Origin of the sequence: Paenibacillus jepli (genome assembly GCF_047238105.1) — a bacterium.
Taxonomy (GTDB): Bacteria; Bacillota; Bacilli; order Paenibacillales; family Paenibacillaceae; genus Paenibacillus_D.
On the sequence record NZ_JBDFMD010000001.1, the window covers coordinates 3063027 to 3078255 of the forward strand.

15 protein-coding genes are annotated in these 15229 nt (G+C 57.0%); 3 read left to right on the forward strand and 12 right to left on the reverse strand.

Features of this window, described 5'->3' with window-relative positions; genetic code table 11:
• Positions 1–11 precede the first annotated feature (11 nt).
• Positions 12–845 carry a carbohydrate ABC transporter permease gene (locus tag ABC336_RS13490; protein WP_413239131.1) on the reverse strand — a complete coding sequence of 278 codons (834 nt, stop codon included), beginning with the start codon at positions 843–845 and terminating at the stop codon, positions 12–14.
• A complete protein-coding gene (locus tag ABC336_RS13495) occupies positions 845–1648 on the reverse strand; it encodes a carbohydrate ABC transporter permease (RefSeq protein ID WP_413242511.1) in 804 nt (267 codons plus the stop codon). Before ABC336_RS13495 ends, ABC336_RS13490 begins: the two co-directional genes overlap by 1 nt.
• 224 nt (positions 1649–1872) lie before the next feature.
• Here ABC336_RS13495 and ABC336_RS13500 point away from each other — a divergent pair, with 224 nt between their 5' ends.
• The 3 genes from ABC336_RS13500 (at position 1873) to ABC336_RS13510 (ending at position 6399) form a co-directional block, all read left to right on the forward strand.
• Positions 1873–3777, forward strand: a complete 1905-nt coding sequence (locus tag ABC336_RS13500; protein WP_413239132.1) for a sensor histidine kinase — start codon at positions 1873–1875, stop codon at positions 3775–3777.
• Between the two features lie 54 nt (positions 3778–3831).
• Positions 3832–5460: a response regulator transcription factor gene (locus ABC336_RS13505; protein ID WP_413239133.1), complete on the forward strand. Its 1629-nt coding sequence runs from the start codon at positions 3832–3834 to the stop codon at positions 5458–5460.
• 183 nt (positions 5461–5643) lie between these two features.
• On the forward strand, positions 5644–6399 hold the full coding sequence (locus ABC336_RS13510; RefSeq protein ID WP_413239134.1) for a LysM peptidoglycan-binding domain-containing protein: 756 nt from the start codon (positions 5644–5646) through the stop codon (positions 6397–6399).
• 61 nt (positions 6400–6460) lie between these two features.
• Here the strand turns inward: ABC336_RS13510 and ABC336_RS13515 are convergent, their stop codons facing one another.
• The 10 genes from ABC336_RS13515 to ABC336_RS13560 form a co-directional block, all read right to left on the reverse strand.
• Entirely contained in the window at positions 6461–7378 is a 918-nt protein-coding gene (locus ABC336_RS13515; RefSeq protein WP_413239135.1) for a multicopper oxidase family protein, read from the reverse strand.
• Positions 7379–7478: 100 nt separating this feature from the next.
• Positions 7479–8000 carry a TetR/AcrR family transcriptional regulator gene (locus ABC336_RS13520; protein WP_413239136.1) on the reverse strand — a complete coding sequence of 174 codons (522 nt, stop codon included), beginning with the start codon at positions 7998–8000 and terminating at the stop codon, positions 7479–7481.
• Positions 8001–8287: 287 nt separating this feature from the next.
• Complete coding sequence (locus ABC336_RS13525; RefSeq protein ID WP_413239137.1) at positions 8288–8680, reverse strand: hypothetical protein; 393 nt, start codon at positions 8678–8680, stop codon at positions 8288–8290.
• 25 nt (positions 8681–8705) lie between these two features.
• The gene (locus tag ABC336_RS13530) at positions 8706–10262 is read right to left on the reverse strand and encodes a glycine betaine uptake BCCT transporter (protein WP_413239138.1); all 1557 of its coding nucleotides are present in this window, start codon (positions 10260–10262) and stop codon (positions 8706–8708) included.
• Positions 10263–10469: 207 nt separating this feature from the next.
• Complete coding sequence (locus ABC336_RS13535) at positions 10470–10637, reverse strand: hypothetical protein (RefSeq protein ID WP_413239139.1); 168 nt, start codon at positions 10635–10637, stop codon at positions 10470–10472.
• 12 nt (positions 10638–10649) lie between these two features.
• Positions 10650–11171: a hypothetical protein gene (locus tag ABC336_RS13540; RefSeq protein WP_413239140.1), complete on the reverse strand. Its 522-nt coding sequence runs from the start codon at positions 11169–11171 to the stop codon at positions 10650–10652.
• 115 nt (positions 11172–11286) lie between these two features.
• Entirely contained in the window at positions 11287–12390 is a 1104-nt protein-coding gene (locus ABC336_RS13545; protein ID WP_413239141.1) for a metallophosphoesterase, read from the reverse strand.
• 146 nt (positions 12391–12536) lie between these two features.
• Complete coding sequence (locus ABC336_RS13550; protein ID WP_413239142.1) at positions 12537–13052, reverse strand: MgtC/SapB family protein; 516 nt, start codon at positions 13050–13052, stop codon at positions 12537–12539.
• A 1-nt stretch (position 13053) separates the two neighbouring features.
• The gene (locus tag ABC336_RS13555; RefSeq protein WP_413239143.1) at positions 13054–14007 is read right to left on the reverse strand and encodes a sugar phosphate isomerase/epimerase family protein; all 954 of its coding nucleotides are present in this window, start codon (positions 14005–14007) and stop codon (positions 13054–13056) included.
• Between the two features lie 38 nt (positions 14008–14045).
• Positions 14046–15212, reverse strand: coding sequence for an MFS transporter (locus ABC336_RS13560; RefSeq protein ID WP_413239144.1), 1167 nt, complete (start codon positions 15210–15212; stop codon positions 14046–14048).
• Positions 15213–15229: the final 17 nt, after the last annotated feature.

The window sequence follows — 15229 nt, forward strand, 5'->3', positions numbered from 1 at the left end:
TGGTCAAAGGATTAACCTTTGACCGAGCCTGCCGCGATTCCTTCGACAATGTAGCGTTGCAGGAACAGGAAGAAGATGATGATCGGCGCGATGCCCATGACGAGCATCGGCAGCGCCAGATCCCATTGCTTGGAATATTCTCCGAAGAAGGAGAAGGTCGCCAGCGGGATTGTCCGCAGCGCCGGACTCTGCAGGATCAGGGACGGCAGCAGATAATCATTCCAGACCCAGAGACAGTTCAGGACGATGATGGTCATCAGCATCGGCTTGAGCATCGGCAGCACGATCCGGAAGAACACGCTGACCCGGTTGCAGCCATCCACCGTCGCCGCCTCTTCGATCTCCAGCGGGATCGACTTCACGAAGCCGTGGAAGAGGAAGAGCGCCATCGGTCCGCCCAGTCCGAGATAGGTCATCACCAGACCGGTCCGGGTATTGGTCAGTCCCAGCTCATTGACTACGCGCAGCAGCGGCATCATGATCGACTGGAATGGTACGACCATCGATGCGATCAGGATCAGGAAGAAGATCCGGTTGAACCGCGTATTGTGACGCACCATCCGGTACGCGCCCATCGCGCTGATCAAGGCCACCAGAATGACACTGACAATCGTAACAATGAGCGAGTTGGTGAACACTAACGGAAAGTTGGTGAGCGACCAGGCTCTGCTGAAGTTCTCCCATTGGAAGACAGCCGGCCAGGTGGCCGAGTTCGTCATGATCTCGCCGAACGTCTTGACGGAGTTCACGAAGAGAAAGTAGAACGGCGAGAGGAACAGCAGCGCAACCAGTACCATGATAATCTCGGTAATCAGCGTGCGTCCGGTATAGGCTTTGGAATTCATCAGGCCTCGACCTCCCTCTTCTTCGTCAGACGAACCTGGATGATCGTAATGAAGGCTACGATGACAAAGAACAGCATCGCTTTGGCCGTACCCAGTCCGTACCGGTTGTTCTGGAACGCTTCGTTATAGATGTTCATGGCCACCGATTCCGTCGATTTGAACGGACCGCCCCGGGTCAGCGAGAGGTTCAGGTCGAAGATCTTGAACGCCCAGGAGATCGCCAGGAACAGACAGATCGTCACAGCCGGCATGATCAGCGGGATGATGATGCTGCGCAGCAGCTGCCAGCGGCTCGCGCCATCGATCTCGGCCGCTTCCAGTATCTCGCTCGGCACGTTGGTCAGGGAAGCGATGTAGATGACCATCAGATAACCGGCCTGATGCCAGATGAAGACCATCGTGATGCCCCAGAAGCCGGTTGTCGCGTCCCCTAGCCACGGCAAGCCGAAGAACGACCACCCCGTGATGTCATACATCGTATCGAAGCCTTTGATGAAGATGAACTGGAAGATGAAGCCGAGCAGCAACCCGCCAATGACGTTGGGCATGAAGAAGATCGTCCGCATCAGATTGCGCAGCTTGAGCGCCCGGGTCAAAAGATACGCCAGCGCAAAACCGACGACGTTGGTCAGGATGACGCCAAGCACCGTGAACCGAACGGTAAACGAGAACGACTTCCAAAAATCAGGGTCGTTGGAGAAAATCGTTTTGAAATTCGCAAGGCCAACCCAGTTGACGGTCCGGGCAACGCCATTCCAGTCTGTAAGGGAATAATACATGCCCAGAAAAAACGGAACCACCATAATCAAGGTAAAGAATATCAGGACCGGTCCTACAAAAAATGACTGCAGACCGAGCTCTTTGGCGAAGTTTCTGTTGCGCACGGCACAGCCCCCTTTCTTTCTGTAAAAATACGTGTTCAAGCCTCTAATAAACTATTGTATGGTTAGTATGACTGGATTGCGGTACAATAAACACCGACTTATGTGAACTATGAGGTGTAATATATTGATCGGAGGGATGGCAGGTGAAATGGAAAAGCATACGGACCAAGCTGATCATCTTCCTGCTGCTGGCCACCGTCATCCCGATAATCGCAACGATGTTCATCACCTACACCTATACTACGGCATCGCTGAAAACCCGCGTCGCCACAGAGAATGCCAACTTGCTCTACCAGGGCGGACGGAATCTGACGAACCTGCTTGATGATCTGAACCGCAGCTCCTCCAACGTCTATTCCGTGCTTCATCTCCTGCAGGGCGGCTACGAGGATTCGCAGAGCAGCGCGCGCGTCTACGCCGTCCTTTATTCGATCGCATCATCCCTCCCGGATGTGTTCCAGATCTATCTCTATGAGAATGTCAGCCGCAAAGCGACCCTGGTCATGCTCAATACGCCGCAGCGCCAGTACAATACGGAGCCTTATGAGACCGTACTGCAGACCGGCCCCAGCGTATGGGTGCAGCCCAGCCATATGAGCACGTTGTACGGCTTTACCAACTCAGTGATCCGGTATCCCGACCGGCCTGTCTTCACGCTGCACCGCCGCATCGAGAACGTGCCTTCCAGCGATGTCATCGGCTATCTGGCGATCGACGTGGAGATGGCCGCACTCTCGGATATAGCGGATCAGCTCTATGTTCAGGGACGGGAGAAGATCTACCTGATCAGCGAAGACGGCCAGCTGATCTACAGCGATGAGGCCGACCGGCTGGGCGAGACGCTGGAGGAAGCCTGGTATACGGAACGGCTGGCCGCGTCTGAGACAGCTGCCGGGCACTTCGAGCATGATGGCAGCGTGTATGTCTATCAGACGATCCAGGACCGCAGTACAAGCTGGACGCTGGTCAAGCAGATCCCGCTCTCCTACCTGACGAGAGAAGCGAGCCGGGCGGCCGGCCTCAACCTGCTCTTGCTCGCGGTATCCCTGATGATCATCGCCGCCGCCACCGTCATCATCTCCATCCGGATCACGGCACCGATCAAGCGGCTGGCGAGGTATATGAACCAGATCCAGGCCGGCAAGCTGGACGTTGACATCCAGCCCAGCAGCAACGATGAGATCGGCTCGCTGACTGTCCGCTTCCGCGGCATGATGGATACGATCAATAATCTGATCTTGCGCGAGTACAAGCTGGAGCTGGCCGGCAAGACCAACCAGCTGCGTGCGATGCAAGCACAGATCAATCCGCATTTCCTGAACAATACCTTGCAGATTATCGGCACGCTGGCGTTGGAGCTGAAGGTGCCGCAGGTCTATGCCCTGCTGGCCTCGCTGGCCAAGATGATGCGCTACAGCATGCACAACGAAGACCGCATCGTCACGCTGCGCGAGGAGATGGAGCATATCCAGGCCTATATCGACCTGCAGATGGAGCGGTTTGAAAGTCGCTTTCACTTCAGTTACGATGGAGATGACAGCGTATGGGATGTGACGATGCCGAAGATGATCCTCCAGCCGATCCTGGAGAATTACTTCAAGCACGGCTACAAATCCACGGAGAAGAACGGACAGATCCGGATCACGGCCCGGGCGGGAGAAGGCGGCGGCGCGGTCGTTACCGTAGAGAACAACGGCCTCTCCATTCCGGAGGAGCGCCTTGCAAGGCTCCAGGAGGAGCTGGCGCAGATTGCCTCTGATACCTGGCAGCCGGCCGTTGATCCCGGGTTGTCGCTGGGCAGCCTTGGCACCCTCGAAGGCGATGATGCGTCCACGCGGGCCACAGATGCCCAAGCGCCAGAACGTCTGTCGCCGTCGCAGAGTCCCGGGGCGGAGGGCTCGTCCTCGATCGGCCTCGCCAACGTGCTGGAGAGGCTCAAGCTGTTCAAGGGCGATGAAGCGGATATGAAGGTCGAGAATGTGCTGCCGCAAGGCGTGCGCATCACCGTCCATATCCCGGCTGGCAAAGAGCCGCCTGTGCAGGGCTAAGCAGTGTGGCATGTAGAGCATGCCGGATATTACGAGCAGCGGAGCGTGAGACAGATGAGAGCATTGATCGTTGACGACGAGGCGAGAGTGCGCCGTGCCATCACCCTGCTGGTGGACTGGGAGGCACACGGCGTCACGGAAGTAAGGGAAGCGGCGAGCGGACACGAGGCGATGGCCCTGATCCAAGAGAGCATCCCCGCTCTGGTGATTATGGATATGATGATGGAAGACGGTCACGGCCTGGAGCTGATGGCCTGGATCGGCGAGTATGCCGAAGCCACCAAGTTTATTGTGGTCAGCGGACATAATGATTTTGATTTTGTGCGGAGCACTGTACGCCACGGCGGGGTCGATTATATCCTCAAGCCGATCGAGCCGGAGACGATCAACGCTGCGGTCGCCAAGGCGGCCCGGTCCTGGCGCGAGGACGAGCATGAACGCACGCAGCAGCAGCGGCAGAGCATCCAGCTCAACGAATTCAAGCCGATCTATGGCGAGAAGCTGTTATCCTCGCTCATCCATGATCCCGCTGGGGCCGAATCGGCGATCCGACGGCTCAAGCAGGAAGGCGTCGTCCCGGATACGGCGTCCTACGTACGGCTGCTGCTGCTGCATCTGGATGCCGGGGATCGGCAGCTGCTGGAGCGAATGGGCAATGACACGGATCTGCTTCATTTCGTCCTGACGAATATTTGCAATGAGTTTCTTCAGCCGGACCGTCGCGGCACCGCTTTCAGCTACTGGGCATCGACCGGAGGCGTGATCCTGCTGCTGTGGAATCCGGCGCAGGATGTCCAGGCGCTGGTCGCGGGCATCAACGAAGGGCTGTTTCTGACGCTGCAGCGACGGATGCACTTTGGCAGCGGCAGCGGCGGCGAGCTGCCGGCCAGCTTGCCCGCCCAGTATAGCGAAGCACTGCGGGCGCTAAGGCGCCGCAACATCCTGGAGAGCGGAGCATACCTGCATGACCTGTCCGGAGAGGAGACCGGCCTGCGGCCCAAACCGCCCGGATTTTCCGCCATGATGGATGCGACGCGGGTGGCGGTGCTGAGCGGCAGCCCCCGCCAGCTGGCGGAAGCGGCTCAAGGCTGGGTCGACGAGTTGACCCGCTCCGGCGTCGTCACGCCTGAGCAATTGACACAGTGGAGAGCTGAAGCGGCCTCCTTCCGGGCCTCCCTGCTGAGAGAAATGGCTGCGGAGCATGCGGTGCCCCTGCTGGCGGAGGCTGAGCTCGAGGACAAGGAGCATCCGGCGCCGGACGCGGACTGCTACACCTTCTCCCACTTCCTGTGGCGGGACTGGGCCGAGGCCTGGATGACGCGTCTGTCGCAGATGATCACCAGCCGCCAGTCCAGGGACACATCCTCGACCTGGAGAGATATGCTCTCGTTTGTCGAAGGGCATTATACGGAAGAGCTCGCCCTGCAGGATATCGCTTCCGCCTTTAACGTCAGCCGCGAATACGTCTCCCGCCGCTTCAAGCAGGAATACGGCATCGGCTTCTCGGACTACCTCACCGGCTACCGGATCGACAAAGCCAAGCGCCTGATGTCCAACCCTAACCTGAGCGTCACCCGAATCGCCGAGATGGTGGGCTATCGCGACGTGAAATATTTCAGCAAGGTGTTCAAAAAGCAGGAGGGACTCTCTCCCAAAGCATATCGAAGTCAGCTGGGGGGCTGATGCTTGACAGGATTCACGTCGGCGCGATTTTGTCGCAGGCGGCGTTTTTTTGTCCGATTTGATTCCTATTAACCAGGTAAATCATTCCTCCCTCCCGTTTCGCCGCGCGAAAATTGTAGTAATATAAGAGTAAAGCCCCCCCTCCGTCCTCAAGTCAAACCTTATAAAGGAGAATGACCGCACATGAGCAAGAACAAAACAAGCACCGCAGAGGCGAAAACCGGCCGGACGCTGTACTACGTCCTGTTGTCGCTGCTGGGGTTCCTGCTTGTCGTCTGTGCCGTCTTATACAGCATCTATCTGCAGCAAGCAGGGACTGCTCTGAGTCAGGCCAATAACGAAGAAACCGAGCTGGCGGAAGGCTCGCCGGGAGGAGACCCTACGGAAGGTGCCGAGGGTGATCCGTCCGAAGACCCATGGCCCTCAGACCAGCCGGCAGAGGGACTGCCCCGCGAAGGCGAAGATCCTCTGCAGGAGATCGACGCGCCGGGCATCGACCGTAGTCCTCCCCCGGAGGAGAAGCCAGCCACAGATACCGAGGAGAGCTCTGAGGAGCGCGGCGATCTGCCCGCGACCTACCTGGTCCAGCCGGGGGACACGCTCTACAGCATCTCCCGCATGTTCTACAATTCACCCGATTTTGTCGATCTGATCATCGACCGCAACAACCTGGGCGGCCCGGACGGCCTCCGGGCCGGAGCCAGCCTGACAATCCCCGCTCCGGCCGGCGGCAGCGCAGGCACGCCGGGCACCGGGACTGGCGAATCGTCGGGCGGCAGCAGCGAGAGCAAGACCCATACTGTACGTGAAGGCGAGACGCTCTTCAGCCTCTCCCGCCAGTACTACGGTGACAACAGCGGCGCCAAGCGGATTGCTGCGCACAACAATCTGTCCGTGGACCATCAACTGCGCGTCGGTGAAGTGATCCGGATCCCATGAATCGCATCGGTAATGAAGAAGGTACTGCAACCCCTGCAAAGGCAGGAGACGCAGTACCTTTTTATGTAATCCGGCACGGACCCGGGATATCGCTCCCATCGATGGAGACGACCTTAAACGGGCTTCCATGTAAATCTACGTTCTGGGTACAGCTATCGGCATTCACAATCCGCAAACGAACCCATTCCCCCGGCTCGGCAGGGAATTGAAACTCCTGTGTGCTTGAGTTCAGCAGCATTGTTGAATTTCCGAATCGTTGCAACGTTACCGCAATATCCTGGTCATACGCAAAGGGCTTGATCTTCGGTTCGACGATAAAGCGGCCGATCAGGCCTTTGGTCGCCTGCACAGACGTCTGCTGATGAGAGTGGTACCAGAAGGTGCCGGAATGTCTGGCTATAAATTCATAGGTGAACTCGTCGCCAGGCCCTACCGCGTCCTGGGTTACGCCCGCCACGCCATCCTGTGAGCAGGGTAACACCACTCCATGCCAATGCAGGGTTACACCCTCTTCCACATTTTTGTTGGTCAGATGGACTCTCACCAGTTCTCCTTCCGTCACCCGGATCTCCGGTCCGGGCGTTGTGCCGTTTAACGTATAGGCGTCAATGGTCCGGCCATCGTCCAGCGTGATGATCTTCGCTTCGGCCATCAGTTCAAACGCTCGAACAGCAGCATCCCCTGGATCGTCTTTCATCTCGGCACAGGATCTGGCAGATATCGCCTGTCCTGATCTGTCCTTGTGTGCAGCCTCAACAGCTTCGTGATGCATATCGGCAGAATGGGAAGCGTGCGCCCCATGCAGATGCATCTCCCCCATATTGACGGATGCCGGCTTATGGTTCTGGTTGACCTGGAAAGTCCAATATGCGGCATATAAGTAAAATGCAACGATCGGCAAAAGGACGATTATGCCGGTCGCAAGCCACCTTTTCTGCCGTCTGCTCCACTTTTTCTTTACGGTACTGGGCACGTTCATGAGTATTACCACCTTGTCATATTAATTGATTGGTCAATAACAATTAATGTAAAGTGATTAATCAATTACTTCTGCTGAAAATAAATAACCATTGAAAAGGTTACTTATTTTCGTTAAATGAAAAGAGCTCCGGCATGTCCAGAAAATATGAAATATTGCACATCATGCCCATCGCGAGAAACATCGTGACGTTTCTCTCCGCGTCGGGTATGCCCGCTGCTTTGAACTCTCCCAGGACATAGGTGCGGATGCGGGATAACCCTTCTTTGGCAGCCGTCCGGATCGGTTCCTCGGTGATGCCGATGCCGATCACCTGCAGGGCAATTTCGTTGGGGTGCCGGAGCGACAACTCCTCATATACCTGTACCAGGTCGCTGCCCAACTGCTCTGGACTCGACTCGACACGCATGAAAGTCTGGAGAATCCGGTCGAACGCCCGGTTCAAAACGGCGATGAACAGCTCCTCCTTCGTCGGAAAGAATCGAAAGACATAAGGCTGGGAAATCCCGGCCTTCTCTGCGATAAGGGCCGTCGTGGTGTTGTAATACCCCCGCTCGGCAAACACCTCCAGACCTGCCTCAAGGATCTCTTCCTTGCGATCCGGTCCTTTTGATCTGACCATAGCAAGCCCTCCGCTCGTTAGTAATTGATCAATTACATTATAGCCGTCATCTATATCCATTGCAAGGGGAGACGTGCATTTTCCCAAATTCCAATATGAACGCGAGGCCGAGCCCCTTGGTCATCGTCCAAGGGGCTTCAGTTAGAGTCGAGCGTGGCGAGATCCGTCCAGCGCCCTCCGCCATACCTAGCAGCTCAGCCATCCCCCTTGCCGTGAAGCGGAACACCTCTGAGGGCCACGCACGGGACGCTCTCCCTGTCTGCGTCATCCACTTATCCGACCGGAGCCTACCCCTTCTTCAGGACATAGGTACAGCTGAGCTGCTCGCCGCCAAGCGTGTAGTCCAGCAGCAGGCGGGCGTCCTGCCGCGCGAAGCTCATCTCGATCTGCTCGGAAGGCGGGTTGCTCATGGTCAAGGCAAGCGTGGCCCCGTTCTTGGCATAGGTCCCGTAAGCCATCCGGATGACATTGCCCTCATGCGTCTCGGTCGACGCCCCGCCTTCTGCTGGCGTCATCCCCCGCATGAAGCGCAACCCGGCATAGCAGTCCTCCGAACCCTCAGCGAGCACCCAACGGCCCTCGATATCGATATCGCCCGGCGGATGAATCGTTAGATAGACACCCGCCGCCCCGGCCAGGATGACCGCTCCGGCGGCCAGTCCGATCCACTTTCGTCTCAATCCGTTCCTCCTCCTTGCCATCCCACTAATCTTCTTCCCGCTCCAGCAGCCGCTCCAGCTTCTGCAGCCGTTTGCGTTCCTTGCGCCGGATATCGATCACCTCGCGCTTGAGCGCTTTGTACAAGGAATACATCATCATCAGCAGGATAACCGTAAACGGCAGCGCGATGACCAGCGATACCGTCTGCAGCCCGCCCAGCCCGGTCTCTGTAAAGATCAGGGCGCCGGCAATGCCGGACATCAGCAGGCCCCAGATCACCTTGATAAAGGTTCGCGGATTTTGCGTCCCCCGCGAAGTCAACATGCCGAGGACGAAGGTTGCGGAATCGGCGGAGGTGATGAAGAACATCGTGATCAGCAGGATCGCGATCACGCCGATAACTGCGCCCCACGGGAGCTGCTCCAGTGTCACGAACAGCGCCGCGGTCATGTCCTGATCGACCGCTTCCGCGATCGGCAGGTCCTGGAATATCTCCATATGCAGCGCCGTGCCGCCGAAGGTGGAGAACCAGACCATGCTGAGCACCGTCGGCACGAGCAGTACGCCGGTGACAAACTCGCGGATCGTCCGTCCCTTGGAGACGCGGGCGATGAACGAGCCGACGAACGGCGCCCAGGCAATCCACCAGGCCCAATAGAATATGGTCCAGTCTCCGACGAACGTACCCTGAGTAAAAGGCGTCATGAGGAAGCTCATCGTCACGATATTGTTCAAATAGGATCCGATCGTCGTCGTTAAGGTATCCATAATGAACAAAGTCGGACCGGTGATCAGTACAAACAAAGCAAGCAGCCCGGCCACGCTAAGGTTCGCGTTGCTGAGATAGCGGATGCCGCGGTCCAGCCCGCTGGCTGTCGAGATTAAAAACAGTAATGTGACTACGCCAATAATGATTAGATTGACGACAGGGGTATTCGGAATGCCAAATACGTAGCTCAGCCCCCCGTTGATCTGCAAGGTTCCCAAACCAAGCGAAGTCGCCACGCCAAATGCAGTAGCTACTGCCGCCAAGGTATCAATTCCTTTGCCCAGCATACCATCAGCCTTATCGCCGATCAACGGTCGGAAGGTGGCGCTGATCAGTCCCGTACCGCCCTTGCGGAACTGGGTATAAGCGATACCAAGCGCGATCACCGTATAAACCGCCCAAGGCTGCAGCCCCCAATGGAAAAATGAATATCGCAGCGCGGCTCTCGCCGCTGCTGGCGTCTCTCCGGTCAGCCCCTCCGGTGGCTTGATATAGTGGTAGATCGGCTCGGCGACACCGTAGAAGACAAGGCCGATCCCCATTCCGGCCGAAAACAGCATCGCCAGCCACGTGAAAAAGGGATACTGCGGCTCATCGTTGTCCTTGCCCAGCCGGATGCGGCTGGCCGGACTGAAGATGAGGAAGATCGCGAAGATCAGGAACAGGAACGTCGAGGTCAGATAGAACCAGCCAAAATTGCTGGTGACATAAGCGTATGCCTCCTCAGCCACCTCTGCCAGGTTATCCGGGAATAAAAACCCCCAGACGACGCAGGTCAGGACAACTATTACCGAGAGGTAAAATACGGCACCGTTTTCCCGTTGTTTCTTCATGCATGGCCTCCTCGGCAGTCTTATTGAAATGACAATCCAGTCCTTGTGCGGCTGGATCTCCAGTTATGTATGAAGCTGGGCAGAGCCCGTCTTGTTATTGTAACCGTATCGCCAGCTTTTCTAAACACGCCTGCAGGCGCAGCAAAGACGCCGCACCGCCTGGGAGGCGGCGCGGCGTCTGGCGCCGGCGGTAATAGGAGTCGTGCGTTACATAATCAGTCGGTCGCTTTGTTTGGCGCATTTGATGATCGTATCGTATTGCGATTTGGCAATGCGCCGCTGAGAGAGCGGGAGACGCACGTTTTTGATAATGCTCGCCAGCTTTTTCAGCTCCTGCATTTCACCTGGAGTGACCTTGACGGTTAACCGCTGCATGCTCCTCACCTCTTATCCGTTTGACTGGTTAGACCCCGCTGTCCGTGTCGATGCCCCCTGTTCCCCGGGTTCTTCAGGCTCCTCCAGCGTCTCGATAACCGTGTCTGCGATCTCTTTGTGCTGCTTGGACTTCAAGTACGACAGGCCGGCGTATCCTGCCAGCAGCGAGCTGCTGATGACGGCATACGGACTGTCCGTATTGGCCAGCGCCAGCGCCGTCTTGGCCAGGATTCCCGTGCCAACGGCAATCAGCAGATCGCCCAGAAAGCCCAGGTCGAAGAATACTTTGTCGGTTGCATTGGCCCGGTTCCTGTATCCAATCAAGAACAGCAGGAAGCTTCCGGTCCGATATAGCGAGCGGAGCAGCCGGCTCGCGGGCCAGCTCTGAGGGTCTTCTGTATATTCTATGACAAACTTTGGCAGTTCGATAATCCCATTTTTCACGAAATGTCCGATCAGGCCGCCGATCAGACTCATCGCTATCGGCAGACCGAACCATGTGATGAACTGCTGGACGGACGTGATCTGCTCCATCTCACCCACCCTCTTCGCTCTCCCGGCATATGGAACCATTGTATGAGCGAAGCGGCGATTTCAGAACCGGGGCAGAAGGAGGTAGTATGACGGGTGACAGGCGCTGCCGCACCCGTCACCCGGTGAAGCGGACATTGATCTGGACGATCTCGGACCGGCTGCCGATCCGGATCGGCGGTCCCCAGAAACCGTAGCCTGAGGTCACCACGGAGTGAAACTCCCCCTTCTGAAGATGACCCCAATCGTTCTCATACATCGCTCTTGTGATCAGGTGAGCGGGAGCAACCTGACCCCGATGCGTATGACCTGAGACCATCAGATCGACGCCATGCACCTGTGCCTCATCCAGCTCATATGGCTGGTGGTCGATCAGGATGACCGGCTTGTCCATCTCTACACCAGACACCAGCGCCGACAGCTCGGCCCGGTCCCGCTCTGTCCGGTCCTTACGGCCGATCAGCGTCAGCTTGTCCGTTACGGTGATAACCTCGTCATAGAGCACCTGCATGTTGCTCCGCTCCAGCGCATCGATCAGATCCTCGATCGGGCCATCGAGCTTGTCATGGTTGCCCAGAGAGGCATAGACGCCGTATGGCGCTGCGATATTCCCGATGATCTCGGGGATCCCGCGGTTCACGTACGCTTCCAGATCGTCGTCGATGATATCTCCCGGATACAACACGAGGTCCGGCTGGAGGGCATTGATCTCCTCCACCATCCGCCGTGCATGGGCCGCCCCGGACAGCAAGCCGAAGTGCATGTCTGCGGCCATGATGATCTTCAGTTCCTCCATGCCCTCAGCAGACTTGTTGATCTCCACGTTATACTCGCGCACTACAGGGCTGTAAGCGTTAAACGAACCGTAGCCGATAAGCGCGATCAAGGCGGTCAGCGTAAGCCAACCCGCCCATTTCTGAGTATGGTGCCGGGGCAGCCGGGTCAACCGGGTCAGCCACAGGATGACATGTACGACTGGCAGCATGATGAGCAGCAGCGAGAAGACAGCCAGCCAGTAATTGCCGATGATGCTCAGCACCGAGAAGCTGCCGACGAGCCGCCCCAGGATAAAAGAGGTAGAAAGGAATACCAGAAGGACGATATACAGCATTTTGAACCGTTTGGATACGACGGGCTTCATCCAGCTCCAACCGCTCCAGCCGATATAAAAGACCAAAAATCCGTAAACCAGAAAAATCGCAATGCCAATCAGTGCAAACATAAGTAAGTCAAAACCCCCATTCTGTCATTCAACCTGCGCCCACGCCTGAGCAGCATCCACCCTTCCTTATTTATTATGGGGATTGTCGAAACGTTTCGCAACTTTTGCGGGCACCTCCAGAAACAGGTCAAAGCCAACAGCCCCCGTTACATCGGAGGGCTGTTGGCTGATTCGGCACGACGTTTCTCTTGGTGTCTGCGCCGTTCCCGACGATCCGCCCAAGTGCCGAGACGGACGAAGGCAAAGGTGATGACGATGGTACACAGCACGATGCTGTAAAAGCCTGCGCCGAAGCCGATCCCGACTCCGCCGGCAAACAGGATCATCGCAGCGGAGGTCAAGCCGACCACCCGCTCGCCATTCTTGAGGATGATGCCTGCACCGATGAAGCCAAGCCCCGTTACGATCTGGGCCGCCAGCCGCATCGGATCCATCATCGTATGCTCCTGCATGCCGCTGTAGACCTCGACACTGTGGATCGAGACGATCGTGATCAGGGTGGAGGCCGCTGTGACAAAGGTATAGGTCTTCACACCGGCCGGCTTGTGCTTGTGGGTGCGGTCCAGACCGATCAGGAAGCCGCAGAGCGCGCTGACCAGGATGCGGACCAGCAGCTCAAAGTCGCCCAGCCAGCCGATCAGGAGTTCATCCAGGTAGCTCACGTCACACGCTCTTCTTCATCGCCGCGATCTTGTCTGTCATGATGCGGTAGCTCTGCTCGATCTGCTCCTCCGTGCAGGGTGCCCGCAGCTCGTACACCTTGATCGGCGCGCTGTCGATCACTTCCAGAAAGGCGTCGAATGTCTCGTTATCCTCACTGTGCACATACGGACACCAATGATCCACCAGCCCCACTGTCTCATGAATATGGACGCCGAGCACCTTGTCCTTCAGCTGCTGGATCTCAGCAGCATTGTCGTACAATCCCATCCGTTCCATCATCATGCCGTGGCCGATATCATACCAGATGTAGACCGGCGCGCCATTCAGCCCCGTGATGATCTGATCGGCTTCCTGCAACGTCGGAATCTGGTAGCAGCGCGAACGGGTCTCGATGCCGATCTTGATATCCAGTCCCTTGCGGGCTATATAGTCGCATACAATCTCCAGACTGTCCTGAATCCGCTGGACATGGATCGGCGCCAGCCGGTCGCGGGTCTCCATCATTTCAGCCCACAGCCCGCGGTACGCCCGAGAATCTTTGCCTTCCTCCACCCACAGCTTCTTCAGCTTGGCATCGATGTTATGGTCGAACGGCACTTCGCCCGGGTGCACGACCACGCCCTTGGCCCCATACCGGTGCGCATAATCGATGGACTGGATCAGCAGTTCCACCGAGCGCTGCCGTTTGTCCAGGTCGTCAAAGCCCAGCATCACCGAGTCCGTATCGTAGTCCTTGTCATCGATGAACGGGAAGACATTGTGCACGCTGGAGATGTTGACCTGTCCTTTCTCAATCATCGGTTCGATCGTTTCCAACAATTCTGTCGTTACGTTATAGTTCAACTCGACATTGTGAAAGCCCAGGCTCAGGATTTCCTCAATCATCTCATGGCCGCGCGTATGCTTGCGCAGGTTCCACATCGTCGAGAAGGAATACGCTTGTTTGTTGATCATAGGTGAACCTCCGTTTCATGTCTAGGTACCTTCCTTCATCATGCCAGCCGCTGCTCGCGTCTCATCCGCACAGACAGCAGGATAAAACCGGCCGCGCCGATCAGACACAGCACTGAGCCTGTGCGGAACAACACGCCGAATCCGTATTGATCCAGCAGCCAACCGCCGCCGTTGCTGGCGGTAATGTTAGCAAGATTCATATATACCAGGGCGAACACGGTCTGTCCCGTATTTTTCATCCCTTCCGGGCTCCGCTCAAAGGCAAAATTGACGCCCGCCGCCATAAACAGGGCAAAGGTCAGACCATGCAGCAGCTGGCTGGCCATCAGCACCTCGAACGACGGCTCCATCGACAGCACTCCCCAACGGAGCGCTCCGGCCAGGGCGGTCACGCAGAGCATCGGAAAATATCCCCAACGCCGTATCAAGAGGCTGGACAAGATGAAAAAAGGCAGCTCGCTAAGTGCCGACACCGAATTTAGCCAGCCGATCTGCTCGGATACCTGCCCGCCCATCCGGCCGACGAATACGGAAAAAAAGACATTATAGAAATGATTTCCGATGGAAACCAAAAAGACGAACCCAAGAAACAATCCGAAATAGGGCTGACGGAGCAGCTGTCCCAATCCTTGCAGCAGGTTGCCGGGACGGCGCATCTGGACTGTCGGCTTCTCCACTTGCAGCAGGACAAGCAGCGCGATCAGCATCATAATCAGCTGCATGACGAACATCGTCTGAATGCCGATGCCCTCGTACAGAAGACCAAAGGGCGTAATGACAAGAGCAAAGCTGAGCGAGCCCAGAAACCGGATCCCCCCATAGCTCTGCCCATACTTGCGCGCGTGACTGACGGTGATCGCATCCGAGATCGGCATGAGCGAGGAATAAAACACCGCATAGGCCATCGCAGTCAGGATAAAAACAGCGAACACGCCTCCAGCCAGCAAGTAGCCAAAAGCAAGCAGGGGAGCAGCAACCAGACTGATCGCCAGCACCCGCTTCTCGGCGCCGAACCGGTCGCATAGCATCCCCCACATCGGCTGCGCGAGCAATCCGACCAGTGGTCCGAGTGAGAAGAGCAGACCGATCTGCTGACTGGATAGCCCCTGCTCCGAGAACCAATACCCCAGGAATGGACTGAAGGTCGCATGTGTCATATAGAAGAAGGCTACGTAGAAATGAACAGAATATTTGCTGGGTATCATGCGGATGTCACCTTCCT

Bases quoted from the DNA above. Each gene is read 5' to 3' on its own strand.
- ABC336_RS13555 (WP_413239143.1), bottom strand. From the start codon at position 14,007: ATGATCAACAAACAAGCGTATTCCTTCTCGACGATGTGGAACCTGCGC.
- ABC336_RS13540 (WP_413239140.1), bottom strand. From the start codon at position 11,171: ATGGAGCAGATCACGTCCGTCCAGCAGTTCATCACATGGTTCGGTCTG.
- ABC336_RS13545 (WP_413239141.1), bottom strand. From the start codon at position 12,390: ATGTTTGCACTGATTGGCATTGCGATTTTTCTGGTTTACGGATTTTTG.
- ABC336_RS13515 (WP_413239135.1), bottom strand. From the start codon at position 7,378: ATGAACGTGCCCAGTACCGTAAAGAAAAAGTGGAGCAGACGGCAGAAA.
- ABC336_RS13520 (WP_413239136.1), bottom strand. From the start codon at position 8,000: ATGGTCAGATCAAAAGGACCGGATCGCAAGGAAGAGATCCTTGAGGCA.
- ABC336_RS13505 (WP_413239133.1), top strand. From the start codon at position 3,832: ATGAGAGCATTGATCGTTGACGACGAGGCGAGAGTGCGCCGTGCCATC.
- ABC336_RS13510 (WP_413239134.1), top strand. From the start codon at position 5,644: ATGAGCAAGAACAAAACAAGCACCGCAGAGGCGAAAACCGGCCGGACG.
- ABC336_RS13495 (WP_413242511.1), bottom strand. From the start codon at position 1,648: ATGGTGGTTCCGTTTTTTCTGGGCATGTATTATTCCCTTACAGACTGG.
- ABC336_RS13530 (WP_413239138.1), bottom strand. From the start codon at position 10,262: ATGAAGAAACAACGGGAAAACGGTGCCGTATTTTACCTCTCGGTAATA.
- ABC336_RS13560 (WP_413239144.1), bottom strand. From the start codon at position 15,212: ATGATACCCAGCAAATATTCTGTTCATTTCTACGTAGCCTTCTTCTAT.
- ABC336_RS13490 (WP_413239131.1), bottom strand. From the start codon at position 845: ATGAATTCCAAAGCCTATACCGGACGCACGCTGATTACCGAGATTATC.
- ABC336_RS13535 (WP_413239139.1), bottom strand. From the start codon at position 10,637: ATGCAGCGGTTAACCGTCAAGGTCACTCCAGGTGAAATGCAGGAGCTG.